A 25,539-nucleotide genomic window follows, 5' to 3' on the forward strand; every position below is an offset into this window, starting at 1 on the left:
AAAGAGAACAAACGTTCCCTTTTGAGGAGGTGTAAAAATGCCGTTGATCTCACAAGAGGAAATTGCCCATTTTGAAAAAGCCATTTATTTGCCGATGGTTTTAATCATCTTGGAACGTGACCGTATGTTATTCGAAAAAGGATCTTTTAAACTAAAGAGGCCGTATATTGAATTAGTGGATGGCGCCATCAAGCAGGTTCATAAAGAACTGCAGGAAACAAAAATCCATATGCGCAAGCACCATATGAAGATGATAAAAGGCACTGGAGATGATACATTCACCGAATACGTATTTTACCATGGGGGGTATGAAGACCACCGGCGCTATTTGAATGTGCGTTTGCGCAACCGGGTAGAGGAATTGCTGCGTGTTTATTTAGCGATGTCTTACCAGGAAATTTAAGGTGTTTTTATAATGGAGGTCTTGGCAGTGGGCAGATTACAAAGAGGCAGAGCTATACATACAAGAGCGTGATGCTTAAAAGGCTGCAGCAGTTTCAGTCTGTCTCTTTGTTATTTCAATCGGAAAACTCAATCAAGAGGATGTTGTCTTCTGGGGGGATATCTGCGTTTCGTCAAATATACCATTTGATGCTGATGGACTTGCTGGGCATTTTTAAAAAACCTGCGCAGAGAACCTGCAAAAGAATGCTGGTTTCTTAACGCGACAGGAGACACATCAAGTGGGACAGCTACACCATTGCTTAAGGAAATTATGCTGCCTTTTCCTGTATCATCGCTTTCGACTAGCTCGACAGCATCAAAGTTGAACCAAACCGATTCTTTGTTTTTCGGAGAGTGAGTAGGAAAGAACAGAAGCGGATTGCCGTAATACTCACCGATGATAATGGGGGGCTTATGTTTGACGCGAACTGCTTTTTGAGAATAAAGAGTGGCGCTTTCCATCGATCCTCTGTAGAAAGTACAAGAAGAACTTACAATTTTATAAACCGATTCTTCCACAATGAATTCACTTCGATCTTCAATTACACGTGTCCACGTTCGATGTCCGTCTATATACGGCAAAAGTGCATATGTATTGCTGCACACCGTATATGAAGAGGGATTATGATTCTTATTGCCCATTAACTTATACCCCCTAAATTTACTATACATAAATATTGTAACAACAAATGGAAGATTAGCAATGGCTTAGTCTAAAAATAAAATCTTTTCTATTTCATTAGAATTTTCAAAAAACATTTGATTATTGATAGACTTTTAATGTATACTAATGAAAAGCATTCGGGGTGATGAAGAATGGAAAACTATTATTCTTATGCTGACTTCATGAAAGCGATGGCTCAAACAAAGAAAATTACAGAAGCGGAAAAACTGCTCAATGATATCTATTTGGATTTGTTTTTGAAGCATGTACACCGCTCTCAGCAAGAAGAACAGCTCATGACGCTTATCGACCAAGCCCTGGACACTAATGACCGTGAAGCATTCGCCAACTATTCAGCCCAATTGCAGGCTTTAAAATGCGATGAAGAATAACGAAAAAACCGCTCCTCAGTGAGCGGTTTTTTTATTTTGTCTAAAAAAAGACAAGCAAAAAAACATACGTTCGCTTTTTGTTAGGGGAATTTTAGGGCATATGATAAAATAGAGAGAGTGAAACAAACAGGAGGACATCAATTATGAAACAGGAATTCAAACTCCAGGCCCCTTATGAACCTGCAGGTGATCAGCCTCAAGCAATTGCGGAGTTGACTCAAGGAATCATAAACGGCAAGCGCTGCCAGACTTTGCTTGGAGCAACAGGCACTGGGAAGACCTACACCATGTCAAATGTGATTCAGCAAGTGAAAAAACCTACATTGGTCATGGCCCATAACAAAACCTTAGCAGGACAGCTTTACAGTGAATTCAAGGAATTTTTTCCGGATAATGCGGTTGAATACTTCGTTAGCTATTATGATTACTATCAACCGGAAGCCTATGTGCCGCAATCCGATACTTATATAGAAAAAGATGCCAGCATCAATGATGAAATCGATAAATTGCGGCACTCGGCGACAAGTTCGCTGTTCGAACGGGATGATGTCATCGTCATAGCTTCGGTATCGTGCATATATGGCCTCGGTTCGCCAAAGGAATACCGTGAACTTGTAGTATCCCTTAGAAAAGGAATGGAAATCGAGCGCAATCAGCTTTTACGAAAATTAGTCGACGTTCAATATGAACGCAACGACATCAACTTTATCCGTGGAACTTTCCGGGTACGGGGAGATGTAGTGGAAATCTTTCCGGCATCCCGCGATGAACGCTGTTTGCGTGTTGAGTTTTTTGGAGATGAAATTGACCGGATCCGTGAAGTGGATGCTTTGACGGGTGAAATCATCGGCGAGCGGGAACATGTTGCCATTTTCCCGGCATCCCACTTTGTTACGCGGGAAGAAAAAATGGTCAAAGCCATTGAGAACATCGAAGCGGAACTGGAAGAGCGATTAAAGGAAATGCGGGCAGAAGATAAGTTGCTCGAAGCCCAGCGCCTCGAACAGCGCACACGCTATGACTTGGAAATGATGCGCGAAATGGGCTTTTGTTCAGGCATTGAAAACTACTCCCGCCATTTGACGCTGCGGCCTCCAGGTGCTCAGCCTTATACGCTCATTGATTATTTTCCGGATGATTTCCTGCTGGTAGTGGATGAAAGCCATGTAACCTTGCCGCAAGTCCGCGGCATGTTCAATGGGGACCAGGCACGCAAAAAAGTATTGGTGGATCACGGATTCCGTTTGCCTTCGGCTATGGACAACCGGCCGCTGACATTTGATGAATTCGAAAAGCATATCCACCAGGCTGTTTTCGTATCAGCGACGCCAGGCCCTTATGAGCTTGAACATACACCGGAAATGGTGGAACAAATCATTCGGCCGACAGGACTATTGGACCCGACCATTGAAGTGCGTCCGATAGAAGGGCAGATTGATGACTTGATGGATGAAATCCGGCAGCGCACCGAGCGCAATGAACGGGTGCTTGTAACGACATTGACAAAAAAAATGTCCGAAGATTTGACGGCGTATTTAAAAGAAGCAGGCATAAAAGTCAATTACCTGCATTCGGAGATTAAGACGTTAGAACGGATTGAAATCATCCGGGAATTGCGGATGGGTGTTTATGACGTTCTTGTCGGCATTAACTTGCTTCGGGAAGGACTCGATATTCCGGAAGTCTCCTTGGTGACCATACTCGACGCAGACAAAGAAGGCTTCTTGCGCTCAGAGCGTTCACTTATTCAGACGATGGGGCGCGCTGCGCGAAACTCCAATGGCCATGTCATTATGTATGCGGATAAAATGACCGATTCAATGCGGAAAGCGATTGATGAAACGACTCGCCGGCGTACCATACAGGCCGAATACAATGAAAAACACGGCATTACACCGATTACCATACAAAAGAAAATCAGGGATGTTATTCGGGCTACTACAGCAGCTGAAGAGACAGAAGAATATGTTTCAAAAGCGGCAGCAGGCAAAAAACTCAAAAAAGAAGACCGCATGAAACTGATTACGCTGCTGGAAAAAGAAATGAAAGAAGCGGCAAAAGCGCTCGATTTCGAACGGGCAGCCGAACTTCGAGACACTGTGCTCGAATTGAAAGCGGAAGGGTGATAAAACTTGAAAAACCAGGAAATACGTATACAAGGTGCGCGTGCACATAATTTGAAAAATATCGATGTCGTCATTCCACGGGATCAGCTGGTGGTAATGACAGGTCTTTCCGGGTCAGGCAAATCTTCTTTGGCATTTGATACGATTTATGCAGAAGGACAGCGTCGGTACGTCGAATCGCTGTCTTCTTATGCCCGCCAATTTCTTGGGCAAATGGACAAACCGGATGTCGACTTGATTGAAGGATTATCGCCGGCAATATCGATCGATCAAAAAACAACGAGCAAAAACCCCCGTTCTACTGTAGCAACGGTAACAGAAATTTATGATTATATGCGGCTGATGTATGCGCGTATCGGTAAACCGGTCTGCCCCAATCATGGTATTGAAATTTCTTCCCAGACGATTGAGCAAATGGTGGACCGCTTGCTGGAGTATCCTGAACGGACAAAAATGCAGATTTTAGCACCGGTAGTGGCAGGCAGAAAAGGGACGCATGTCAAATTACTGGAGGACATCAAAAAGCAAGGTTATGTCCGCGTCCGTGTCAATGGCGATTTAATAGATCTTGATGACAATATCGATTTGGATAAAAACAAAAAACACTCCATTGAAGTGGTCATCGACCGGATCATCATGAAAGAAGGCATTGCGCCGCGGCTGAGCGATTCTCTGGAATCCGCGCTGCGAATTGCGGATGGCCGGGTTCTGGTAGATGTCATGGAACAGGAAGAATTGCTGTTTAGTGAACACCATGCTTGTCCGATTTGTGGATTTTCCATCGGCGAACTGGAACCGCGGATGTTTTCGTTCAACTCACCGTTCGGTGCTTGCGCAGAATGCGACGGAATTGGACATAAACTGGAAGTAGATCCGGAACTGGTTATTCCGGATTGGAACTTATCGTTGGAAAATGACGCGATAGCTCCGTGGAAGCCGACGAGCTCACAGTATTATCCTCAAATGCTCAAAGCTGTCTGCAAACATTATAAGATTGATATGACGGTTCCAGTCAGCGAATTGCCGGAAGAGCATGTCCAGATTTTGCTGTATGGTTCCGGCCATGATAAAATCCGTTTCCGTTATGAAAATGATTACGGGCAAATCCGTGATAACCATATTCATTTTGAGGGTGTCGTAACCAATGTAGACCGCCGTTTCCGTGAAACATCTTCAGATTGGACAAGGGAACAAATGGAAAAATACATGGGCGAGCAACCATGTCCGGCTTGCCAAGGCTACCGCTTAAAACCCGAAACCCTCGCAGTGAAAGTGAATAAATTGCATATTGGTGCAGTTTCCGAGTTTTCCATCGTGGAAGCGGACGAATTTTTTGCAAACCTGGTTTTATCGGAAAAAGACGCGCAGATTGCCAGTGCGATTGTCCGTGAAATCCGTGAACGGGTTAGCTTCTTGATTAATGTCGGCCTCGATTATTTGACTTTGAATCGGGCATCCGGCACGTTGTCGGGCGGAGAAGCCCAGCGCATCCGGCTTGCGACGCAAATCGGTTCAAGGCTGACAGGAGTGCTCTATATCTTGGATGAACCTTCAATCGGCCTTCACCAAAGAGATAATGACCGCTTGATTGGCGCATTAAAAGAAATGCGTGATCTTGGCAATACATTAATCGTCGTAGAGCATGATGAAGATACGATGCTCGCGGCAGACTATTTGATTGATATCGGGCCTGGAGCAGGAGTACACGGAGGCGAAATCATCGCCGCTGGTACACCTGAAAAAGTGATGAAGAATAAAAAATCATTGACTGGCCAGTATTTGAATGGAACGAAATTTATTCCGCTGCCTGCAGAGCGCAGAGAATCCGACGGCCGGGCGATATCCATTCGTGGAGCAAACGAAAATAACTTAAAAAAAGTGGATGTTGATATTCCGCTGGGCTTATTCGTTGCCGTCACGGGTGTCTCTGGATCAGGAAAAAGTACATTGGTCAATGAGATCTTGTACAAATCACTGGCGAGCAGATTGAACCGGGCTCGAACAAAACCGGGCAAACATGAGTCCTTGGAAGGCATCGATGAACTTGAAAAAGTGATTGATATTGACCAATCACCAATCGGCCGTACGCCACGGTCCAATCCTGCCACTTATACCGGGGTATTCGACGATATCCGCGATGTCTACGCCTCAACAAATGAAGCGAAAGTGCGAGGCTATAAAAAAGGGCGTTTCAGTTTTAACGTTAAGGGTGGACGCTGTGAAGCTTGCCGCGGAGATGGTATTATAAAAATAGAAATGCATTTCCTGCCGGATGTTTATGTTCCATGCGAAGTTTGCCATGGCAAACGCTACAATCGGGAAACGCTGGAAGTGAAGTATAAAGACAAGAGCATTGCCGATGTATTGGAAATGACCGTTGAAACAGCTACACAATTCTTTGAGAACCATCCGAAAATTTATCGTAAATTGAAAACGATTGTCGATGTCGGTTTAGGCTATGTTACGCTAGGGCAACCGGCAACTACTTTGTCGGGAGGAGAAGCGCAACGGGTGAAACTCGCTTCTGAACTTCATAAACGTTCCAACGGCAAATCTTTCTATATATTGGATGAGCCGACAACTGGTCTCCATGCGGATGACATTTCACGCTTGCTTCTTGTGCTGCAGCGTTTGGTTGATAATGGCGATACGGTTTTGACCATCGAGCATAATCTGGATGTCATTAAAACTGCTGATTATATTATCGATCTTGGGCCGGAAGGCGGAGACAAAGGCGGGATAATTATTGCAACCGGAACACCGGAAGATATAGCAGCCTCCCAGGATTCTTATACCGGGAAATATCTGGGACCGATTCTGGAACGTGATCGCGCCCGTATGGAAACCTTAGTTAAAAAAGCAACGCGCAAGAAAAAAGTAGCGAAGTGAAACTTTTTTTGATTCGAAACGTATCAATTAAGAGACTATCAAGTTCGGTTTTTGTCTAGCTTCCGCTTTTCATCAAACCGACAAAGAGGAGGCCGCAATACATGCAAAGTGAAAAAGAACGCATATTGGATATGGTGGAAAAAGGCACCATTACGGCAAGAGAAGCAGTAGAGCTATTGAGAGCAATAGACGGCGGTGGAGAACGGGAACAGTCCTCGCGTGATTACGGCCGCAATGATTATCGGGAAAAGCGCGGCAGACGGGGCTTGTTCCGTCCGGAAGACATGGTGAAAAAATTCTCTAAAGATTTTTCGCGTGATTTCTCGAAAGATTTCTCGAAAAACCTTTCCAAAGACTTTAACCAATTGAGCGACCGCATGATGCAGTTTATGCAAAGTTCAGTCGGGAAATTGAAAACGATGGAATTCGATTCTCCATTCGGGGATGCGATACAGTTCAGCCATACCTTTAAACAGGAAAATATTGATGTCAACAATATCATCACCGATATTGCGAATGGCCAGCTGGAAATCTTCCCGTCGCAAGATGATACAATCCGTGCTGAGTGCAGCGTAAAAGCTTATCGGGCAGAATCGGAAGAGCAGGCAAAAGAAGATTTTCTTGATAAATTTGTTTTCATTGCAGATGATCAGAAACTCCGCATCATCAGTGATATGAAAACAACGCAAGTAAATGTGGTGCTGTATGTACCAGCCAAAAAGTATACCCACATTGCTGCCCGTTTATTCAACGGTGGTTTTTCAATGAAGCGCATCGATGCAGCTTTGATTAAAGTGAAAACTGCAAACGGCAAAATCGAATTGAAAAATGTCGATTTTGATGATGCTGAACTAGAAACAGCAAATGGTGCAATCCAAGTGCAGGATGTCCAAGGGAAAGTAATGGAGACAGAAACTTTGAACGGCCGCATTTATATTGATGGTGACATCCAGACAACAGAAGCAAAATCGTTGAATGGCAATGTCGTAGTGACATCGAGATGCAAAGAAGCCCGCAAAGTGGAAGCGAAAACACTGGCAGGAAATGTAGAAATTTATATTCCTTCCCACTTGCCTTTAAGAGGGGAAGTTTCTTCCAACCTTGGCAAAATGGATGTCTTGCTTTCAGATGTTGAACATACCCATGAACAAGGACAATTTATGCAAAAGTCCATCCGTTTTTCAAAAGAAAGCGGAGAAGCTGTGGCAGCGCCTCTTTTGGTCTATGGAGAAACCAAAACCGGTTCTGTACTTGTGCGTTATTTGACAGTAGAATAAATTATAGAAAAAGCCGGCATATAGCATGCCGGCTTTTTTCCATTTCTTGAGCTCTAATGACATATGCGGTACTGTTTAAATAAGGTAGCAACTTCAAAATTGAACAAGAACTAAAAATGATAAGGAGGAGAGTACGTGGCAGAAACGACCATTTCAACCCGGATAACAGAAGTTTTTGATCAGTTGAAAGAAGATGAAGCGGTAAAAAAGGGGTTATCGTTCATTGAGCAAGATCACCATCAAACCATTGCAGACCAGATTGCCTTAACGGAAATTCCAGCACCGCCTTTTAAAGAACAGCAGCGGGCTGAAAACTTTATGCACCGGCTGCAGGCGCTTGGACTTGAAGAAGTTCAAATGGATGCAGAAGGCAATGTTTTTGGAATGCGCAGAGGAAGTGGAGATGGACCAAAGATTTTTGTTTCAGCCCATCTGGATACGGTGTTTCCGGAAGGCACGGATACAACTGTGCACCAGAAAGACGGCATTCTTTACGCACCGGGAATTGGCGACGATACACGGGGACTGGCAGAATTGCTGGCGGTCGTGCGGGCGATGAAGGAAGCAGGGATAAAAACCAGCGGAGATCTCCTATTCGGTGGAACTGTCGGCGAAGAGGGAGCCGGGGACTTGCGAGGAGTCAAAGCGTTTTTTGCTGCGCGTTCTGACATTGATGCTTTTGTATCGATAGACGGTGAAGGATTCAACCATATCACTTACCTTGCAACAGGAAGTTTTCGCTATACCATTACATATAAAGGTCCGGGCGGCCATAGCTTTGGGGCATTCGGGACACCAAGTGCGACGCATGCGCTTGGCCGGGCGATTGCAGCAATTGCGGATCTTGAGACGCCTTCCCGGCCGAAAACGACGTTTTCAGTTGGCCAAGTATCAGGAGGCACTTCGGTTAACGCGATTGCCCAAGAAGCAAGCATGGCTGTTGATTTGCGATCCAATGATGAACAAGAACTCGGAACACTGGAAAGCCGCTTTTTGGAAATTGTCCAAAAAGCGGCTGAAGATGAAAACCGCCGCTGGGGCGATGACCGCTTAAAAGTGGAAGTGGCCCGGTTCGGCAACCGGGCACCGGCCAGCCAATCGCCAGAAGCGCCAATTGTCCAAATTGCCTGTGCCGCCGTCAAATCGATCGGTGGGCAGCCGAGGCTGGGAGAACCGAGCAGTACAGATTCAAATTATCCGATGAGCCTGGGGATTCCTTCGATTACGATTGGGCTCGGCGGTGACTTTGGCGGGGCCCATACACTGGAAGAATGGCACAATCCTAAAAACGGCCATTTGGGCATCCAAAAAAGTTTTATGGCGATTTTAGGGATGGCCGGAGTAAAAGATATTTGCGAGTCTTTATTAATAGAATAGCAAAAGCCAGAAAAGCAGATAACCGCTTTTCTGGCTTTTTCAATTGTATTCTGCATATAGTTTTTGAGTAAAATCCATGGATTGGACAATCAATTCTTTTAAGACTGCGGTATCAATGTCTTCAAGTTTGTTGATGTAGACGCAGGATTTTCCGCTGGTATGTTTGCCCAGTTTAGCAAGCCGCTGTTCATAGTCCGGATCACCAGATGCAATATACAAACTGATTTTCGCTTTCCGTGGAGAAAAGCCAACAAGCGGTGCATCGCCTGAATGGCCGGAAGCGTAAACATAATGATACGACCCGAATCCGATGATGCTCGGCCCCCACATTTTCGGCGGGTATCCGCTGGTTTCTTGAAAAATCTCAAGCAACCGGTAAGCATCTTGTTTTTTCTTTGGATTTGCCACCGTCTCTTCGATGAATCGGATGACATCTGAATCTGTTTCTTTCATCTTTGCTTCATACATACGGATTTCCTCTTTTCCAATAAATTTTAAAGGCAGTGCATAGCGGCTTCTGCTTCGTCCCAAGGAACTTTATAGCCTTGTCCTTTGGCACAAAAGATAGAGGTTGATGTGTATTCCGGGTCCGCATCTTTATTGTAACCTTGTTTTGCGATAATTTCTTCTTCGTTATGGCAAAAATCATAGCCGCCGGGCAGCAGCGTAAGCGCCCCTTTTCCGTGGGTGAAAGAAGCGAATTCAGTGCTGTAGTTCATAAAAGTGACAACTGGCACCCTCCCTTCGATAAAAGCTTTGCCGTCTAATAATTCAGGGGCATTAAAACTGCCATGGGATTGCTGGATATCAGATAAAACTTTCCCCATATGGTCCATTTCCACTTTGATCTTGAAATGATAGACAGGTTCCAGCAAGCGGTTATGGGCTTTTTCAAGTCCTTGGCGAAGTGCCCGGTAAGCGGCTTCGCGGAAATCGCCGCCGGCAGTATGCTGGTTATGGCCACGGCCGGTCAATAAAGTGATTTTGACATCAGTTAATGCTGAGCCGGTGAGCAGACCATGATGGTCCCGTTCATTTAAATGATGGAGCACTAAGTTCTGGTTGCCGATAGATAAAGCATCGGCATGGCAAATGTTGGCCAATGTAATGCCGCTTCCGCGAGGTGCCGGTTCAACCTTGAGATGGACTTCTGCATAATGGCGGAGCGGTTCAAAATGGCCGTAGCCCATAACTGGCTGCTCAATTGTTTCCTTATAAAGAATTTCAGGATCTCCGAATGAAACTTGAAAGCCGAACCGCTCTTTGACGATTTGCTCAAGGATTTCAAGCTGGATCACGCCCATGACATGGATATGGATCTCCTGGAAATGCTCATCCCATATTACACGCAGTGAAGGATCTTCAGCATTGAGCAGCATAAAGCCTTTCAATACTTCCTTGATATTGGCGGCAGGATCAACTAATACTTTTGATTTTAATGCCGGCACCATGCCAAAAGATGCCCGCGCAGCCAATTTCCCCAAACCGTCTCCGATGCGAGTTTCTGAAAGTCCGGCAACAGCGACCAGTTCGCCGGCTCTCGCTTGCTCTACCGGTTGGAATTTATGGCCGTTGTATGTGCGGAGCTGAGTCGCTTTTTCCTGAAGCCGGTTTTCGGCAGCCCCATAAGCGACTTCGTCCCGTACCCGCAGACAGCCACTCAGCACTTTGATAAAAGTAAGGCGGTTTCCGTTCGCTTCATGGCGGATTTTATACACTTGAGCAGCAAATTCTTCTTCATCTGAATACGCAGTTGCCGTCAGTTGGTCAATTTGATCGAAGAACTCAATAACTCCAGTATCTTTCAATGCTGAACCGCCGGCAGCAGCGAAAAACTGCTGATTCCGGATCATGGTCCTTAAAGTTTGCAGCCAAAGCTCGGGATCATACCCGGAATTTAGATAGTATTCGAGAAGCGTTTCATTGCGTTCAGCCAGAAACTCAATCAGTTCATCGTCCATTTCACCGTTATGAAAAGAAGCAGTCACATCAAAAACATCCGGCGTAAGGCTGCTGCGGATCTCTGTTAAAACCCGATTCACCTCTGCGCCTTCCCGATCGGTTTTATTGATAAAGAAGAAAGTCGGTACCCGGTATTTCTTCAGGAGCTGCCAAACAGTTTCCGTATGTCCTTCAACGCCATCAACGGCACTGACGATGATGATGGCAATATCCAAAACCTGAATGGCGCGTTCCATTTCTGCTGAGAAATCGACATGTCCCGGTGTGTCGATCAAGTAATAAGTAGAATCGTTGTAGGAAAACATCGCTTGATCCGCAAAAATGGTGATGCCTCTGTTTTTTTCAATTTCATGGCTATCGAGAAAAGCGTCTTGATGGTCAACACGCCCGCGCTGCCGAATGCTTTTGGCATGATACAGCAATTGTTCAGAAAACGTCGTTTTTCCTGCATCAACATGTGCAAGAATGCCAATTGTTTTGTTCATAGTCCACCTCTTCATTTTGTTCACTATGCAATAAGTGTAGCAGAACTGGAGGCTTTATCCCCGCTGATTGTCAGATGAACCAGTCGGACTGTTAAAGCACGGCAAAATAAAAAGCCCCTTGAAAGCAAATTCAGCTTTCAAGGGGCACGGATGTTAAATGGCACAACCGATGCCAAATGCGATAGCGCTGGCACAGCGTTTCCGGTAAGCATCCAGTTTTAATAATTCGGTTTCTTCACGGTTTGTCATAAAGCCGCATTCGATTAGAACAGCCGGCATTCCGGTATCACGGAGTACAGCAAAATCGGCTTTTTTGACGCTGCGATTTTTCCGGTGCGTTGACAAAATCAATGCCTGTTGAATCGAACCGGCAAATTTTATACTATCTGCACTTGATTTGGTATAGATGAACGTTTCAATTCCTTGGGTGTCATTAAAAACAGAGCCAAAAGCGTTTGCGTGAATGGAGACGAATAAATCTGCTTTTAACCGGTTAGCAAGCGCCGTTCGTTCATGGAGAGGAACGTCCTGATCGGGTTGATGGCTGAAAAAGACGGAATGGCCGTCTAATATGAGCCGCTTCTTGACTTCATCTGCGACTGCCGCATTAAAGTGGAATTCCCGGAGGCGTCCGTCGGGGGAGCGCTTGCCCGGAGTATTAGGCCCATGGCCTGCATCTATCATTATTTTCATTGTCAAATTCCTCCTTTACTGTCCATATAGATGGAAGCTTGCAGAAAGGAGACACGAAAATCTTCAAATTAAAGTTTTCCGTGTTAAAATAGGAGCAAACCGTCAGAATGCTGAAAGAACTTCAAACAAAGTTCTTTGCGTTTTGAGTGTAAAAGGAATGAGGGTAAAGATGGGACAGGTAACAGTAAAACAGGTAATGGACACTTTTGATCTGAAATTAATCAGCGGCGAGGACGGACTGGGACGGCATATTCCAATCAGTGATATTTCGCGGCCTGGACTTGAGATGGCAGGATATTTCACACATTATCCAGCGAACCGGATTCAAATGCTTGGCAAAACGGAGCTGTCTTTTTTTGCGCTGTTGGAAGAAAGGGAGCGGACAGAGCGGATGTTGAAACTCTGCACCGACGACACACCGGCTATTATTGTAGCCCATGAAATGGAAGTACCGCCGGAGCTAGTGGATGCATCGAACCTAAAGCACGTGCCAGTATTCCGCACGAAAATGCCGACCACCCGTTTCTCCAGTTTGCTGACAAATTATTTAGAAAGCCAGCTGGCGCCTACGACTGCGGTCCATGGAGTGTTGGTTGATATTTATGGAGTCGGTGTTTTGATTACGGGCAAGAGCGGCGTGGGGAAAAGTGAAACTGCGCTCGAGCTTGTGAAAAAAGGGCATCGCCTCGTTGCGGATGACTGCGTAGAAATTCATCAGGAAGGCGAGAATACGTTAGTCGGCCATCCTCCGAAACTGATAGAGCATCTGCTTGAAATCAGAGGGGTTGGCATCATCGATATCATGACATTATTTGGTGCAAGTGCTGTCCGGACATTCAAACGCATTTCACTGGTCATTGATCTGGAATTATGGGATCAGGACAAAACGTATGATCGCCTTGGCTTGGAAGAAGAGAAGATGCGGATCATCGATACGGATTTAACGAAGCTGACAATTCCTGTTCGCCCAGGGCGAAACTTAGCCGTTATCATAGAAGTAGCTGCCATGAATTATCGCTTGAAACGCATGGGCGTCAATGCAGCAGAAGAGTTTTCAAAACGGCTGGATGAAGTTATTGCTCAAGATACAAACTAAGGGAATGGGAAGGTGCATGGCATGTATTCGATTTTAGCTGCAATAGATCCGATCGCTTTCTCGCTCGGGCCAATCGATGTCCGCTGGTATGGCGTCATTATTGCTACCGGCATCATCATCGCATTTTTGGTTGGCCAGCGTGAAATGGTCAAACGGGGCCTTCATCCCGATTTCCTGACGGATCTGCTGATTTGGGCGGTGCCGCTGGCTATTGTGGGGGCCCGCATTTATTATGTGATTTTCCAATGGGATCATTATAAAGACAATCCTGGAGAAATCATTGCCATTTGGAATGGCGGAATTGCCATTCACGGAGCGCTTATCGCTTCAGTAATTGTGGCGTATATTTTTACCAAGCGCCGCAATACGTCATTCCTGAAAGTGGCGGATATTCTTGCTCCCAGCATTTTAATCGGCCAGGCCATTGGCCGCTGGGGGAATTTTATCAACCAGGAAGCGCATGGCGGGGAAGTAAGCCGTGCATTTTTGGAAAATCTATTCATTCCCGATTGGATCATCAATCAAATGTACATAGATGGAGCTTATTATCACCCGACGTTTTTATATGAGTCGTTATGGAGTTTTGTCGGCATCATTATTTTGCTGCTGCTGCGCCGGGTTAATCTGGTGCGCGGCGAAATGTTCTTTTTCTACGTCATCTGGTATTCTGTCGGCCGCTTCTTTATAGAAGGGATGCGGACGGACAGCCTCTATGTGATTGGGGAACTGCGAGCTGCCCAATTGGTATCCGTAATAGCCATCATCATTTCAGTTGTTTTCGTTGTTTACCGCCGAGTGAAACTAAAAAATCCACCGCATTACTTGGATAAGTAGAAAGAAGGAATGGAATGTCTACGTTGAAAAATGGATTGAAAGCGGGTCTACATACGACTTGGACATTGGGGAAAATCATTTTCCCAATTACGTTATTGGTGACGATGCTCCAATATACACCGGTCTTGCCATTCATCATCGATTTAGTTGCTCCGATTATGGGGATCTTTGGGCTTAGCGGAGATGCTGCCATTCCCTTGGTTCTTGGTAATGCATTAAACTTGTATGCCGGAATCGGAGGGATTCTGTCTCTGGAGCTGACCGTAAAAGAAGTGTTTATCCTGGCGGTCATGCTTTCTTTCTCCCATAATATTTTTATCGAAACCGGTGTTGCGTTAAAAGTTGGAGTTAAGCTATGGGTGGTCCTGGTTGTCCGATTCGGATTGGCCGCTTTATCAGGAATCATCATCAACCTCGTTTGGAAAGGCGGCGGCGAAACAGCCAAATATGGTTTCGCTCCAGAAGTTGCAGCTGCGCCGGAAAGCTGGATGGGCGTTTTCCTGCTCGGACTTGAAAAAGCCTCTTTCGGAATTTTACAGCTGGCGATCATCGTCATCCCGTTGATGCTGATGATTCAAATATTAAAAGATAAAGGCTTTTTGCAGCGCATCTCCAATTCGATGGGACCATTGACTCGATTGCTGGGCATCCAGAAAAATGCTTCGCTGACATTGGCATCAGGCTTGGTGTTTGGTCTAGCCATGGGAGCGGGCGTTATGATTCAAGCAGTTCAGGAAGATGGCGTCAGTAAAAAAGATGCCACATTGGCCTTTATCTTTCTAGTGGCTTGCCATGCCATTGTGGAAGATACGCTTATTTTCGTTCCACTTGGCATCCCCATATGGCCATTGTTTATCATACGCCTTGTTACAGCACTGGTCTTAACGATTTTTGTTTCTTATGTATGGCGGAAAACAGAAGAAAACCGGAAGGAAGTGCTTTCCTCGTGACCAAAGACATCAATGCACTGTTATTCGACTTTGACGGAACGCTGCTCGACACCAATGAATTGATCATCCAAACCTTTCTTTCGGTATTGGACGAGCATTTTCCGGGCCGTTTCGAAAGGCAGGAAGTGCTTCATTTTATCGGGCCTTCACTTGAACAGACGTTTACTGCTATTGCCCCGGAGCGCACAGCAGAACTGACTGAGCAATACCGTGCCATCAATAAAACCTTGCATGACGAGTTGGTAACAGAATATGATGGCGTAGCTGAAACCTTGAGGCTGCTGAAAAACCGCGGCTTGAAAATGGCGATCGTTTCCACCAAAAGAGGGGCTTCCATCAAACACGGACTGGAATTAATGGGAGTCGGAAATATTTTCGACGTCATCGTCAGCCTGGATGAAGTCAAAGAGCCGAAGCCGGATCCAGAACCGATTTTGCTGGCATTGGAACAGTTGAATGCAGCGCCGGGCGAAGCCCTGATGATCGGTGACAATTCACACGATATAGAAGGTGGTCAAAATGCCGGTGTTCGTACTGCCGGCGTCGCCTGGTCCGTAAAAGGCGAGGAATTTTTGGCTGGTTTTAATCCCGACTATATGCTGCAGCACATCAGTGATCTGCTGCATTTGACGAAAGAAGAAGTCCAATGAGAAACACCGAGCGCCATTTTGTCACCGGTCAAAATTCGCTATGGCATGTCTATAAAACCGTGCCGTTTTGGAAAGTCGTTAAAAATTTCATTGTCATTCAAACCGCACGTTATACACCTTTTTTGCCTATGAAAAACTGGCTCTACAAGACGTTTCTGCATATGAAAGTGGGAGAGCATTCTTCTTTTGCGTTAATGGTCATGCCGGATGTCATGTTCCCGGAGAAGATCACGGTCGGAAAGAATTCGGTCATCGGTTATAATACGACCATACTTGCCCACGAATATTTGATTAACGAATATCGATTAGGGGAAGTCATAATAGGAGACGAAGTTTTGATCGGTGCTAATACGACTATTTTGCCTGGAGTGACAATCGGGGACGGTGCCATTGTTTCCGCTGCCACACTGGTCAATAAAGACGTGCCAGCCGGAGCTTTTGTCGGTGGAAATCCGATGGTGATTATTTATACAGCTGAACAAATGGCCGAACGCCAACTAAAAACCTGAAAGCGGTGTGCTTTCAGGTTTTTTTGTAATAAGAGTGAAACTCGTTTCTTTGTCAAGAAGCGGCCTAGTAGGTTAATTTCTTTCCCTTAACTTTTACACTATTCCTTGACGGTCCATGGGAAGATGCGCTAAAATAAAAATTACTTCACCACTCTAACTAACTAAAGCAAAATAACCAATTTTAGGAAGTGACCTTCAATGACCATTCAAATGTTCGAGAAACCACTGGGTATGCGTGACGATTTCCCGTTTATTGCTAAAAAGAAAGCTGAACTGCGTGCGAAAGGCACATCGATCATGCAAGGTGCTGGATATGATTTGCTTCAAACTCCAACACTGGAGTATTACGAAACAATCGGCAAAATTTCTGCTATTCCAGATAACGCGCTTTTTAAATTGTTGGACAGCCAAGGCGAAACACTGGTCCTTCGTCCCGACATGACTTCCCCAATTGCACGGGTGGCGGCATCAAAATTGCTGAAAGAAAAAATGCCGGTCCGGCTCGGGTATTATTCCAACGTTTTTCGGGCACAAAAGCGGGAAGGCGGCCGGCCGGCAGAATTCGAACAAATGGGCGTCGAACTGATCGGCGATGATTCGCTTTACGCAGATGCAGAAGTGATTATCCTGGCCTCGAATATCTTAAACCAGTTGAACGTTAAATCTGGCCGTGTCGTCATTGGCCATACACAATTGCTGCAGCTCATATTAAGGGATTTTGGATTGGACGATGATCAAATAGAAGTGGTCCGTGCTGCTCTTGTATCGAAAAACGGTGTCCGTTTTGAACAACTGGCCAATGAATTGATCGGGGATACAGAAAAAGCGGCTTCTTTTAAACAATTAATCATCACGTCATCTTTAGAAGACTGGAAACCATACATTGATTTTTCAAATAGTGAACAAACAGCGTTTTATGAAGAAATGCTGAAACTGCAGACCATCATCCAAAGAAACGGACTGGCGGAAGCCATCACTTATGATTTATCCTTTACCAGCCATATGACGTATTACACCGGCCTGGTGTTTGAAATATATGGAGCAGGAAGCGGGTTTCCGCTAGGCAATGGCGGGCGCTATGATGGATTGATGAAACAGTTCGGCTTGCATGTCGGAGCTACAGGATTCGGCTTGCGTGTAGACCGGCTGCTGGAAGTGATGCCGCCGGACAAAGAGGAAGAGCAGCATATATTGATTTTATTTGACGAAGCCAGCGAAGAACAGGCACATGAGCAAGCGCAGCAATTGCGCGAATCCGGAGCAAGAGCCACGCTCCAATATGCTCCGGCTGTACACGCGCTAGAAGAGTTTACTGCATTGTTCAGCGAAGTAAGACGATTGGAAGGTGCTAAAAATGGATGAACTGACGATTGCCATGCCAAAAGGGCGAATTTTTGAGGAAGCCTATGAGCTGCTGGTAAAAGCAGGCTATGATTTGCCGAAAGAACTGGATGACTCGCGCAAACTGATTGTGGAAGCGCCGAACGAACGCTTCCGCTTTATTTTGGCGAAGCCGATGGATGTGCCGGTTTATGTGGAACATGGCGTAGCGGATATTGGAATAGCTGGTAAAGACGTTATGCTGGAGCTGGACCGCTCCGTCCATGAATTGCTGGACCTTGGAATTAGCCGCTGCTATATCGCGACTGCAGGATTACCGAATACAGAGATGAATCCGGTGACGCCGCGAATCGCAACTAAATATCCTAAAATCGCTTCCCGCTTTTACCGAGGCAAAGGGGAGCAAGTGGAAATCATTCAATTGAACGGATCTATCGAATTGGCACCGATGATTGGGCTTGCAGACCGCATCGTCGATATCGTATCAACAGGAAAAACGCTGAAAGAAAATGGCCTTGTGGAGTATGAGCAAATCGCTGAAATCACTTCCCGGCTGATTGCGAATCCAGTTAGTTACCGATTAAAGCAGGAGCGGATCCGTGAACTTGTCGAAAACTTACGAAAGCAGGCGAAGGCATGAAACAGATGCAATTATCTTCCGACATTTCCATTAGAAGAACGATTGCTGAAGCTAATGCCGAGCAGCTGGCTGCCGTCAAGGAAATCATCCAAAACGTGAAGCAAAACGGCGATGCGGCATTGCTCGGCTACACCGAGAAATGGGACGGGGTCAAATTGGAGAGCATCCGGGTCAGCCATGGCGAAATCATGGAGGCGGTCGGCCGCTTTGATGCCCGATTGCTTCAGGACTTGACGGAAGCGGCGGATAATGTCCGGGAGTACCACAAAAACCAAAAGCAAGAGGGTTATAAAAACACCAGAAACGATGGCTCTTATGTAGCCCAGCGGGTCACAGCAATCAGCTCGGCAGGATTGTATGTCCCAGGCGGCACAGCCGCTTACCCGTCTTCCGTGTTGATGAATGTCATCCCGGCCCAAGTAGCGGGTGTCGGCCGGGTGGTACTGATTTCTCCGCCAGGAAAAGACGGCAGATTATCTGATGGAGTGTTGGTTGCAGCACATATTCTTGGAATTGATGAAATTTATAAAGCGGGCGGCGCCCAAGCGATTGCCGCGCTTGCATACGGCACAGAATCAATCGAAGCAGTGGATAAAATCACAGGGCCAGGCAATGTGTTTGTGGCTCTGGCTAAACGGCAAGTTTTCGGCGACGTCGCAATCGACATGATTGCAGGGCCTAGTGAAATTGCCATCATTGCGGACGAAACAGCTTTTGCCGATGAAGTGGCGGCGGATCTATTATCTCAGGCGGAACACGATCCGATGGCAAGTGCCGTGCTGCTGACAACCAGCCAGCAATTAGCAGATGCCGTCTCGCTTGAAGTGGAGCGCCAGCTGGTGACCCTGCCGCGGCAGTCCATTGCAGGAAAAGCGATCAATGATCACGGCATGATTTATGTCGGAGAAACGATGGATGAATTGATCGCGGCTGCGAATGAACTGGCACCTGAGCATTTAGAAATTATGACGGCAGATGCAGAATCCCTGTCAGAAAGAATCCAGAATGCCGGCGCGATTTTTATCGGCCGTTATTCGTCGGAACCGATCGGCGATTATTTCGCAGGCACAAACCACGTCTTGCCAACCAACAGCACGGCGCGTTTTTCGAGTGCCTTGTCGGTCTATGATTTTGTCAAAAGAACAAGTGTGGTTTATTACAGTGAACAGGCCTGGCAGCAAAATGAAGCGAAGATTGCCCGTCTTGCACGCCTTGAAGGACTCGAAGGACATGCACGTGCAGTAGAATCCCGTGCCTGGAAAAAAGGAGAATAAATGATGAGAAAAGCTGAAATCAAGCGCGATACAAATGAAACCAAAGTAGCCATTTCTTTTTCGCTGGATGGAGATGGAAAAGCGGATATCAACACGGGTGTGCCGTTCATGGACCATATGCTCGACTTATTCATCAAGCACGGCTTGTTTGACGGGGAAATCAAAGCAGACGGCGATACCCATATCGACGATCACCACACAACAGAAGACATTGGCATTGTCCTTGGACAAGCAGTGAAAGAAGCGCTGGGCGACAAAAAAGGCATCCGCCGCTATGGCAATGCCTTTGTGCCGATGGATGACGCTCTTGCTCAAGTGGTCGTCGACTGTTCAAATCGACCCCACTTGGAAATGCGGGGCATTATCCCGAACGAAAAAGTCGGCACGTTTGATACAGAACTGGTACGTGAATTTCTCTGGAAATTTGCACTGGAGTCGCGTATGAATGTCCACGTCATTATTCACTACGGCCATAATACACACCACATCATCGAAGCGGTCTTCAAGGCGCTCGCTCGTGCGCTGGACGAAGCGACAATCATAGATTCCCGAGTGAAAGGCGTGCCATCTACAAAGGGGCTGTTAACATGATTATCGGAATTATCGATTACGGCATGGGCAATCTGTTCAGCGTGGAACAAGCATTGAAAAAACTGGATTGCACAGTGATTTTATCTGACGATCCGGAGACGCTGCTTGAAGCAGAAGCAATTTTACTGCCGGGAGTCGGCGCCTTTCCAGATGCGATGGAATTGCTGGACCGCAAAGGACTTTCTTCTTTTATTCAATCATTGCCCGAAAAAGGCATTCCGCTTCTTGGAATTTGCCTTGGCATGCAGCTGCTGTATGAAGACAGTTCAGAAGTAAAACCGACAAAAGGGCTCAGCTTGTTGAAAGGGCAGATTCGCCGTTTTGAAAAAGGGGCGTACCGCATACCTCATATGGGCTGGAACCGGCTTGAATTTTCCCGCATGCCGTATTGGCTGGATGATTTGCAAGTGGATACCCATGTCTATTTCGTCCATTCATTTTTAGCAGTGAACACAAACCCGGAGCAGGTATGGGCGACAGCAAGCTACGGCAACATCGATGTGCCAGGCGTCGTCGGTTCAGGGTTGATTACAGGAATGCAGTTCCACCCGGAAAAATCCGGTGATTTCGGTCATTATTTACTTGAACAATGGATTGCAAACGTCAGGAGGAACCAAGATGAGCAAGTTTCAAATCTATCCCGCAATTGATTTGCGCGGCGGAAAATGCGTAAGGCTTTTTCAGGGAGATTATGCACAGGAAACCGTATACGGCGACTCGCCAGTTGATATGGCTAAGCAATTTGTGGATGCCGGAACGGAATGGATTCACATGGTCGATTTGGACGGAGCCAAAGATGGCGTCCGGATCAATGATAAAGTTGTGATTGAAGCGGCGAAGCTTCCGGTCAATATCCAAATTGGCGGCGGCATCCGGACGCGTGAAGATATTGAACATTATTTATCAAACGGCATTAGCCGCGTCATCATCGGGAGCCTTGCAATCCGCAATCCGGAACTGGTCGCATCGTTTATTGAGGAATTCGGGGCAGAACGGATCGTCATTGGCATTGACGCCAAAAACGGAATGGCTGCAACCGAAGGATGGATTGAAACTTCGGGGCAATCGGCAAAAGACGTCGCCAGCTTTTTTGTTTCCAAAGGAGCCAAGCATTTTATTTACACAGATATCGCAACGGACGGCACGCTGCAGGGGCCGAATATCGATGCCAATAAAACGCTCGTCGATTCGGATCAAGCAGAAGTAATCGTTTCCGGTGGAATCGGTTCTCTTGAAGATATCCAAAACGTCAAACAGGCAGCAGGCGAAAGCCCGATTGCCGGAGTCATTATCGGTAAAGCGCTGTATGAAAACCGCTTTACACTGGAGGAGGCGCTGTCATGTTGACCAAACGAATTATTCCATGCCTCGATGTCAAAGAAGGACGGGTTGTCAAAGGCGTAAGCTTTGTGTCGCTTCGTGATGCCGGGGACCCGGTGGAGCTTGCCCGTTTTTACGACAAGCAAGGAGCGGATGAATTGGTCTTCTTGGATATTTCTGCTTCCCACGAAGGCAAAGAAACGATGATTGAAGTGGTCAAAATAGTGGCCACTGAATTATCCATTCCGTTTACGGTTGGCGGCGGCATTCGTTCTCTTGAAGATATGAAGCGTATGCTGCGTGCGGGAGCCGACAAAGTTTCCTTGAACACTTCGGCGCTTGACCGGCCCGAGCTAATCAAAGAAGGGGCGGATTATTTCGGTTCTCAATGCATCGTCGTAGCCATTGATGCCAAAAGCAACGGCACAGGCTGGGATGTTTATACACATGGCGGACGCAATAAAACCGGCTGGGATGCAGTGGAGTGGGCGAAGAAAAGCGTCGAACTGGGAGCAGGGGAACTGCTTTTGACTTCAATGGATAAAGACGGCTCAAAAGATGGTTTTGATTTGGAACTGACCAAAGCGGTGCGGGAAGCGGTAGAAGTCCCGGTGATTGCAAGCGGCGGGGCAGGAAATCGGGAACATTTCGCCGAAGTTTTCAAAGAAGTGGATGCAGATGCTGCTCTTGCGGCTTCAATTTTTCATTACAAAGAAACGAGCGTTGCTGAAGTGAAAGAGTATTTAAGGAAAGAGGGAGTGAATGTCCGATGAACGATATCAAATATGATGGCAACGGGCTGATTCCCGTTATTATTCAAAATGCCGACACGAAAGCAGTGCTGACATTGGCTTATGCAAACGAAGAAGCCGTACAAAAAACACTAGAAACAAACGAAACTTGGTTATACTCCAGAAGCCGCTCTGAATTATGGAACAAAGGCGCGACTAGCGGCAATACCCAGCAAGTGACAGCAGTCCGCCTTGACTGTGATGGAGACTCGTTGATCTATGAAGTGATTCCGAATGGCCCGGCTTGCCATACTGGCGAAGAAAGCTGTTTCCATAACACCATTGCCGGTGCACCAAACGAGTCGAAAGTGGACATGTTCAGTGACCTGACGGGATTGATCCGAAAAAGGGAAGAAGAAATGCCAGCCGGCGCTTATACGACTTACCTGTTTGAAGAAGGCGTCGATAAAATCTGCAAAAAAGTCGGAGAAGAAGCGGCAGAAGTGATCATTGCAGCGAAAAACAGAGATCCGAAAGAACTGGCGATGGAAACGGCGGACTTATTTTATCATGTCCTGGTGCTGCTGCAAGAACAGAAAGTCGGGTTTGAAGACGTCATTAACGTCTTAAAAGAACGTCATGCAACAAAAACTGCGGGTAAACAATAAGGAAATATGCTATAATTACAGCACATTTAAGTGGAGGAGCGATGACAATCGTTCCTTTTACTTTTTCGGAGGCATATTTTGGAGAATAAAAAAAAGAAAAACTATGAAAATGTCCTGTCATTCATTCCAACAGGGGAATATTATTACAAAAAGGCATTAAAAGAGTTACAGCGGGATCAGTATCCCAAAGCCCATAAGTATCTGCAGCGGGCTACAGAATTAAGCCCGAAAGACCCGGATATCTGGGTCCAGTTTGGCATCGTTCTTATGGAGATGCAGGAATTCGGGCAGGCAATGGAAGCATTGCGTACAGCATATGATCTTGATCAATATAAGACGGAGACCTTGTTTTTCTTAGCAGAAGTGAATGCACATATGGGAATGTTCTTAGAAGCGCGCAATTTTGCGAAGAAATACGTGGAAAACGACATACAGGGCCAGTATGCAGCGGAAGCTTTAGAAATCATCGATTTTGCAGAACAAGAAGACTGGCAGCTTTTTGATGACGACGGAGAAGCTCAAGACAGTGAGCATTTTTATCAGCAAGAAAAAGCCCGGCGCTTGATGGAGGAAGGGAACTTTCCGGAAGCCATCAAATTGTTGGAATCGCTGATTGAAGAAAAGCCGGATTTCTGGGGAGCACATAATAATCTTGCCTTGGCTTACTTTTATATCGGCGAAACGGAAATGGCAAAAGCGCTGCTGCATGATGTATTAAGAAGAAATACAGGGAATTTGCATGCACTTTGCAATCTGGCAGTCTTTCATTATTATGAAAAAAATGAGGAACTTGAAGACGTGCTGGATTTGCTGAAGAAAATTCAGCCTTATGTCTTTGAGCATCGCTATAAATTAGGAGCTACTTTTGCATTGGTCGGCAAGTATAAAGAAGCGTACCGCTGGTTGCGGAGCTTGCAGAAACGCGGATTTGACGGTGATCCTGCGTTCTATTTCTGGTTGTCTCATGCAGCTTATCACTCCGGCCATGAAGATATTGCCAAGCAAGCCTGGAAGCATTTGACGCAAATGGATCCGGGCAAAGACGGCTACGAACCATGGGCAGAACAGGCGGCTATGCCACATCCAGACGCGCTTGAACATGACCGGGATTATTTGGTGGGGAAACTTGATCATCCGCAGACGAGCGAGCGGTTGTTTGGTCTTTTTCTATTAGGAAAGTCTGCCCACAAGCAGGAAATTGTTTCACATCCGAATTGGCTGAAATCTGAACAGCCAACCGTGCTTGAAACCTATCTGCTTGGTTATGCGCTAGGCCATCCGTTTAAAGCACATGTGCCGGAAGAGCAAGCATTCATGCGGGCAATGGAAGCGACTGAAATTCTGTACCAAGAAGAAAGTATGATAACTGAGCAAGGCTCCTACGCTTTCCAAATGTGGTTTATGCTAGTGGAAAAAGCGTTTGAACGCCGTTATGAATTTAAAAATCCAAAAGCATTGGCCGCTTCGGTTGCTTATATGGTCAGATCTTCAAGAGACCGTTCTGTCACCAAAAAAGCGGTTGCCGCACATTTCGGCATAACATCAGCTACACTGACCAAATATGTTAATCAGTTGATCCAGTATTTGCCGCTTTTCGAATCATAAGCAAAAAAGTTGCTGCAATGCCGGTAATCTTATACGATTTAGCTACTGAGATTTAGGAGGGCCTATTATGACTGAGACGAATAATACTTATGACGTGATCATTATTGGAGCAGGACCAGCAGGCATGACAGCCGCTGTTTACACATCAAGAGCGAATTTATCTACATTAATGCTTGAACGCGGAATTCCAGGCGGCCAAATGGCCAACACGGAAGAAATTGAAAACTATCCGGGTTTTGAACATATTCTAGGGCCAGACCTTTCAAACAAAATGTTCGAGCACGCGAAAAAATTCGGTGCTGAATACGCTTATGGCGACGTAAAAGAAATCATTGATGGTGAAGAGTACAAAACCATCATCGCTGGTTCGAAAGAATATAAAGCGCGTGCCATCATTATTACTACAGGTGCTGAGTATAAAAAAATGGGTATCCCTGGTGAAAATGAACTAGGCGGCCGAGGCGTCAGCTATTGTGCAGTCTGTGACGGAGCCTTCTTCAAACAGAAAAATCTGGTTGTCGTCGGAGGCGGAGACTCTGCAGTTGAAGAAGGCGTTTATTTAACGCGTTTTGCAGATAAAGTAACCATCGTCCATAGACGCGATGAGCTTCGCGCACAAAAAATTCTTCAAGACCGGGCGTTTGCAAACGATAAAATTGATTTTATCTGGAGCCATACGGTTAAAGAAATTAATGATGAAAACGGCAAAGTGGGAAGTGTCACGCTGGTTTCTACAAAAGACGGCAATGAACAGGAATTTGAAGCGGATGGTGTATTCATTTACATCGGAATGCTGCCATTGACTAAACCATTTGCTGATTTAGGAATCCTAAATGACGAAGGCTATGTTGTTACCAATGAAAAAATGGAAACAGCAGTTCCGGGTATATATGCAGCAGGAGACGTACGTGAAAAAATGCTGCGCCAAGTTGTTACAGCAACTGGCGACGGAAGTATCGCTGCTCAAGCGGTTCAGCATTATATTGAGGAATTGGTCGAAAAAATCGGGATTAAAGCTTGA

The 25,539-nt window shown here is 46.0% G+C and carries 25 protein-coding genes; 21 read left to right on the plus strand and 4 right to left on the minus strand.

Going from position 1 to position 25,539, the window contains the following annotated elements; all coding sequences use genetic code 11:
• Positions 1 to 37 precede the first annotated feature (37 nt).
• Positions 38 to 403: a YhjD family protein gene (locus tag QWY16_RS05950; RefSeq protein ID WP_300992017.1), complete on the plus strand. Its 366-nt coding sequence runs from the start codon at positions 38 to 40 to the stop codon at positions 401 to 403.
• A 128-nt stretch (positions 404 to 531) separates the two neighbouring features.
• Here QWY16_RS05950 and QWY16_RS05955 read toward each other — a convergent pair whose 3' ends face one another.
• Positions 532 to 1,086 carry a competence protein ComK gene (locus QWY16_RS05955; RefSeq protein WP_300992018.1) on the minus strand — a complete coding sequence of 185 codons (555 nt, stop codon included), beginning with the start codon at positions 1,084 to 1,086 and terminating at the stop codon, positions 532 to 534.
• A 174-nt stretch (positions 1,087 to 1,260) separates the two neighbouring features.
• Between QWY16_RS05955 and QWY16_RS05960 the strand changes: the two genes are divergently transcribed.
• The 5 genes from QWY16_RS05960 to QWY16_RS05980 all read left to right on the plus strand — a co-directional run bounded on the left by QWY16_RS05960 (position 1,261) and on the right by QWY16_RS05980 (position 9,169).
• Positions 1,261 to 1,500: an IDEAL domain-containing protein gene (locus tag QWY16_RS05960; protein ID WP_300992020.1), complete on the plus strand. Its 240-nt coding sequence runs from the start codon at positions 1,261 to 1,263 to the stop codon at positions 1,498 to 1,500.
• Between the two features lie 143 nt (positions 1,501 to 1,643).
• Positions 1,644 to 3,626 (plus strand): excinuclease ABC subunit UvrB, encoded by a 1,983-nt coding sequence (gene uvrB / locus QWY16_RS05965; RefSeq protein WP_300992022.1) that lies wholly within the window; start codon positions 1,644 to 1,646, stop codon positions 3,624 to 3,626.
• A gap of 6 nt (positions 3,627 to 3,632) precedes the next feature.
• Positions 3,633 to 6,515 (plus strand): excinuclease ABC subunit UvrA, encoded by a 2,883-nt coding sequence (gene uvrA / locus QWY16_RS05970; RefSeq protein WP_300992023.1) that lies wholly within the window; start codon positions 3,633 to 3,635, stop codon positions 6,513 to 6,515.
• A gap of 101 nt (positions 6,516 to 6,616) precedes the next feature.
• Complete coding sequence (locus QWY16_RS05975) at positions 6,617 to 7,792, plus strand: DUF4097 family beta strand repeat-containing protein (protein WP_300992024.1); 1,176 nt, start codon at positions 6,617 to 6,619, stop codon at positions 7,790 to 7,792.
• A 135-nt stretch (positions 7,793 to 7,927) separates the two neighbouring features.
• On the plus strand, positions 7,928 to 9,169 hold the full coding sequence (locus QWY16_RS05980) for a M20/M25/M40 family metallo-hydrolase (protein WP_300992025.1): 1,242 nt from the start codon (positions 7,928 to 7,930) through the stop codon (positions 9,167 to 9,169).
• A gap of 39 nt (positions 9,170 to 9,208) precedes the next feature.
• Here the strand turns inward: QWY16_RS05980 and QWY16_RS05985 are convergent, their stop codons facing one another.
• The 3 genes from QWY16_RS05985 to QWY16_RS05995 all read right to left on the minus strand — a co-directional run bounded on the left by QWY16_RS05985 (position 9,209) and on the right by QWY16_RS05995 (position 12,309).
• Positions 9,209 to 9,637, minus strand: a complete 429-nt coding sequence (locus QWY16_RS05985) for a DUF1801 domain-containing protein (protein WP_300992026.1) — start codon at positions 9,635 to 9,637, stop codon at positions 9,209 to 9,211.
• 26 nt (positions 9,638 to 9,663) lie between these two features.
• On the minus strand, positions 9,664 to 11,616 hold the full coding sequence (locus QWY16_RS05990) for a GTP-binding protein (RefSeq protein WP_300992027.1): 1,953 nt from the start codon (positions 11,614 to 11,616) through the stop codon (positions 9,664 to 9,666).
• 153 nt (positions 11,617 to 11,769) lie between these two features.
• Positions 11,770 to 12,309: an N-acetylmuramoyl-L-alanine amidase family protein gene (locus QWY16_RS05995; RefSeq protein ID WP_300992028.1), complete on the minus strand. Its 540-nt coding sequence runs from the start codon at positions 12,307 to 12,309 to the stop codon at positions 11,770 to 11,772.
• A 169-nt stretch (positions 12,310 to 12,478) separates the two neighbouring features.
• Between QWY16_RS05995 and hprK the strand changes: the two genes are divergently transcribed.
• From hprK to trxB, 15 genes are all read left to right on the plus strand, one after another.
• Complete coding sequence (hprK, locus tag QWY16_RS06000) at positions 12,479 to 13,405, plus strand: HPr(Ser) kinase/phosphatase (protein ID WP_300992029.1); 927 nt, start codon at positions 12,479 to 12,481, stop codon at positions 13,403 to 13,405.
• Between the two features lie 21 nt (positions 13,406 to 13,426).
• The gene (gene lgt / locus QWY16_RS06005) at positions 13,427 to 14,239 is read left to right on the plus strand and encodes a prolipoprotein diacylglyceryl transferase (protein ID WP_300992030.1); all 813 of its coding nucleotides are present in this window, start codon (positions 13,427 to 13,429) and stop codon (positions 14,237 to 14,239) included.
• A 14-nt stretch (positions 14,240 to 14,253) separates the two neighbouring features.
• Positions 14,254 to 15,189 (plus strand): nucleoside recognition domain-containing protein, encoded by a 936-nt coding sequence (locus QWY16_RS06010; RefSeq protein ID WP_300992031.1) that lies wholly within the window; start codon positions 14,254 to 14,256, stop codon positions 15,187 to 15,189.
• Entirely contained in the window at positions 15,144 to 15,839 is a 696-nt protein-coding gene (ppaX, locus tag QWY16_RS06015) for a pyrophosphatase PpaX (protein ID WP_300992032.1), read from the plus strand. The genes QWY16_RS06010 and ppaX overlap by 46 nt, the downstream gene beginning before the upstream one ends.
• Complete coding sequence (locus tag QWY16_RS06020) at positions 15,836 to 16,348, plus strand: acyltransferase (RefSeq protein WP_300992033.1); 513 nt, start codon at positions 15,836 to 15,838, stop codon at positions 16,346 to 16,348. Before ppaX ends, QWY16_RS06020 begins: the two co-directional genes overlap by 4 nt.
• A gap of 198 nt (positions 16,349 to 16,546) precedes the next feature.
• Positions 16,547 to 17,710, plus strand: a complete 1,164-nt coding sequence (locus QWY16_RS06025) for an ATP phosphoribosyltransferase regulatory subunit (RefSeq protein WP_300992034.1) — start codon at positions 16,547 to 16,549, stop codon at positions 17,708 to 17,710.
• On the plus strand, positions 17,703 to 18,329 hold the full coding sequence (gene hisG, locus QWY16_RS06030) for an ATP phosphoribosyltransferase (RefSeq protein ID WP_300992035.1): 627 nt from the start codon (positions 17,703 to 17,705) through the stop codon (positions 18,327 to 18,329). Before QWY16_RS06025 ends, hisG begins: the two co-directional genes overlap by 8 nt.
• Positions 18,326 to 19,603, plus strand: a complete 1,278-nt coding sequence (gene hisD, locus QWY16_RS06035; protein ID WP_300992036.1) for a histidinol dehydrogenase — start codon at positions 18,326 to 18,328, stop codon at positions 19,601 to 19,603. Before hisG ends, hisD begins: the two co-directional genes overlap by 4 nt.
• Positions 19,604 to 20,194 carry an imidazoleglycerol-phosphate dehydratase HisB gene (gene hisB, locus QWY16_RS06040; RefSeq protein ID WP_300992037.1) on the plus strand — a complete coding sequence of 197 codons (591 nt, stop codon included), beginning with the start codon at positions 19,604 to 19,606 and terminating at the stop codon, positions 20,192 to 20,194. It begins immediately after the preceding gene.
• Entirely contained in the window at positions 20,191 to 20,844 is a 654-nt protein-coding gene (gene hisH, locus QWY16_RS06045; protein ID WP_300992039.1) for an imidazole glycerol phosphate synthase subunit HisH, read from the plus strand. The genes hisB and hisH overlap by 4 nt, the downstream gene beginning before the upstream one ends.
• The gene (hisA, locus tag QWY16_RS06050; protein ID WP_300992041.1) at positions 20,813 to 21,541 is read left to right on the plus strand and encodes a 1-(5-phosphoribosyl)-5-[(5-phosphoribosylamino)methylideneamino]imidazole-4-carboxamide isomerase; all 729 of its coding nucleotides are present in this window, start codon (positions 20,813 to 20,815) and stop codon (positions 21,539 to 21,541) included. The genes hisH and hisA overlap by 32 nt, the downstream gene beginning before the upstream one ends.
• Positions 21,535 to 22,287, plus strand: a complete 753-nt coding sequence (gene hisF, locus QWY16_RS06055) for an imidazole glycerol phosphate synthase subunit HisF (protein WP_300992042.1) — start codon at positions 21,535 to 21,537, stop codon at positions 22,285 to 22,287. The genes hisA and hisF overlap by 7 nt, the downstream gene beginning before the upstream one ends.
• Positions 22,284 to 22,913: a bifunctional phosphoribosyl-AMP cyclohydrolase/phosphoribosyl-ATP diphosphatase HisIE gene (hisIE, locus tag QWY16_RS06060; RefSeq protein WP_300992043.1), complete on the plus strand. Its 630-nt coding sequence runs from the start codon at positions 22,284 to 22,286 to the stop codon at positions 22,911 to 22,913. Before hisF ends, hisIE begins: the two co-directional genes overlap by 4 nt.
• 78 nt (positions 22,914 to 22,991) lie before the next feature.
• Positions 22,992 to 24,518 (plus strand): tetratricopeptide repeat protein, encoded by a 1,527-nt coding sequence (locus QWY16_RS06065; RefSeq protein ID WP_300992044.1) that lies wholly within the window; start codon positions 22,992 to 22,994, stop codon positions 24,516 to 24,518.
• A 67-nt stretch (positions 24,519 to 24,585) separates the two neighbouring features.
• Positions 24,586 to 25,539, plus strand: a complete 954-nt coding sequence (gene trxB, locus QWY16_RS06070) for a thioredoxin-disulfide reductase (protein ID WP_300992045.1) — start codon at positions 24,586 to 24,588, stop codon at positions 25,537 to 25,539.

The organism is Planococcus shenhongbingii (genome assembly GCF_030413635.1).
Lineage (GTDB): Bacteria > Bacillota > Bacilli > Bacillales_A > Planococcaceae > Planococcus > Planococcus shenhongbingii.

What these genes read in the sequence shown, in the direction of transcription:
- QWY16_RS05950 (WP_300992017.1), top strand. Translation starts at nt 38, where the DNA reads ATGCCGTTGATCTCACAAGAGGAAATTGCCCATTTTGAAAAAGCCATT.
- ppaX (WP_300992032.1), top strand. Translation starts at nt 15,144, where the DNA reads ATGGCGGAAAACAGAAGAAAACCGGAAGGAAGTGCTTTCCTCGTGACC.
- QWY16_RS05960 (WP_300992020.1), top strand. Translation starts at nt 1,261, where the DNA reads ATGGAAAACTATTATTCTTATGCTGACTTCATGAAAGCGATGGCTCAA.
- QWY16_RS05995 (WP_300992028.1), bottom strand. Translation starts at nt 12,309, where the DNA reads ATGAAAATAATGATAGATGCAGGCCATGGGCCTAATACTCCGGGCAAG.
- hisB (WP_300992037.1), top strand. Translation starts at nt 19,604, where the DNA reads ATGATGAGAAAAGCTGAAATCAAGCGCGATACAAATGAAACCAAAGTA.
- QWY16_RS06025 (WP_300992034.1), top strand. Translation starts at nt 16,547, where the DNA reads ATGACCATTCAAATGTTCGAGAAACCACTGGGTATGCGTGACGATTTC.
- uvrB (WP_300992022.1), top strand. Translation starts at nt 1,644, where the DNA reads ATGAAACAGGAATTCAAACTCCAGGCCCCTTATGAACCTGCAGGTGAT.
- hisD (WP_300992036.1), top strand. Translation starts at nt 18,326, where the DNA reads ATGAAACAGATGCAATTATCTTCCGACATTTCCATTAGAAGAACGATT.
- QWY16_RS05990 (WP_300992027.1), bottom strand. Translation starts at nt 11,616, where the DNA reads ATGAACAAAACAATTGGCATTCTTGCACATGTTGATGCAGGAAAAACG.
- QWY16_RS06020 (WP_300992033.1), top strand. Translation starts at nt 15,836, where the DNA reads ATGAGAAACACCGAGCGCCATTTTGTCACCGGTCAAAATTCGCTATGG.
- hisF (WP_300992042.1), top strand. Translation starts at nt 21,535, where the DNA reads ATGTTGACCAAACGAATTATTCCATGCCTCGATGTCAAAGAAGGACGG.
- lgt (WP_300992030.1), top strand. Translation starts at nt 13,427, where the DNA reads ATGTATTCGATTTTAGCTGCAATAGATCCGATCGCTTTCTCGCTCGGG.
- hisA (WP_300992041.1), top strand. Translation starts at nt 20,813, where the DNA reads ATGAGCAAGTTTCAAATCTATCCCGCAATTGATTTGCGCGGCGGAAAA.
- hprK (WP_300992029.1), top strand. Translation starts at nt 12,479, where the DNA reads ATGGGACAGGTAACAGTAAAACAGGTAATGGACACTTTTGATCTGAAA.
- hisH (WP_300992039.1), top strand. Translation starts at nt 20,191, where the DNA reads ATGATTATCGGAATTATCGATTACGGCATGGGCAATCTGTTCAGCGTG.
- QWY16_RS05985 (WP_300992026.1), bottom strand. Translation starts at nt 9,637, where the DNA reads ATGTATGAAGCAAAGATGAAAGAAACAGATTCAGATGTCATCCGATTC.
- QWY16_RS05975 (WP_300992024.1), top strand. Translation starts at nt 6,617, where the DNA reads ATGCAAAGTGAAAAAGAACGCATATTGGATATGGTGGAAAAAGGCACC.
- hisG (WP_300992035.1), top strand. Translation starts at nt 17,703, where the DNA reads ATGGATGAACTGACGATTGCCATGCCAAAAGGGCGAATTTTTGAGGAA.
- trxB (WP_300992045.1), top strand. Translation starts at nt 24,586, where the DNA reads ATGACTGAGACGAATAATACTTATGACGTGATCATTATTGGAGCAGGA.
- QWY16_RS05955 (WP_300992018.1), bottom strand. Translation starts at nt 1,086, where the DNA reads ATGGGCAATAAGAATCATAATCCCTCTTCATATACGGTGTGCAGCAAT.
- hisIE (WP_300992043.1), top strand. Translation starts at nt 22,284, where the DNA reads ATGAACGATATCAAATATGATGGCAACGGGCTGATTCCCGTTATTATT.
- QWY16_RS06010 (WP_300992031.1), top strand. Translation starts at nt 14,254, where the DNA reads ATGTCTACGTTGAAAAATGGATTGAAAGCGGGTCTACATACGACTTGG.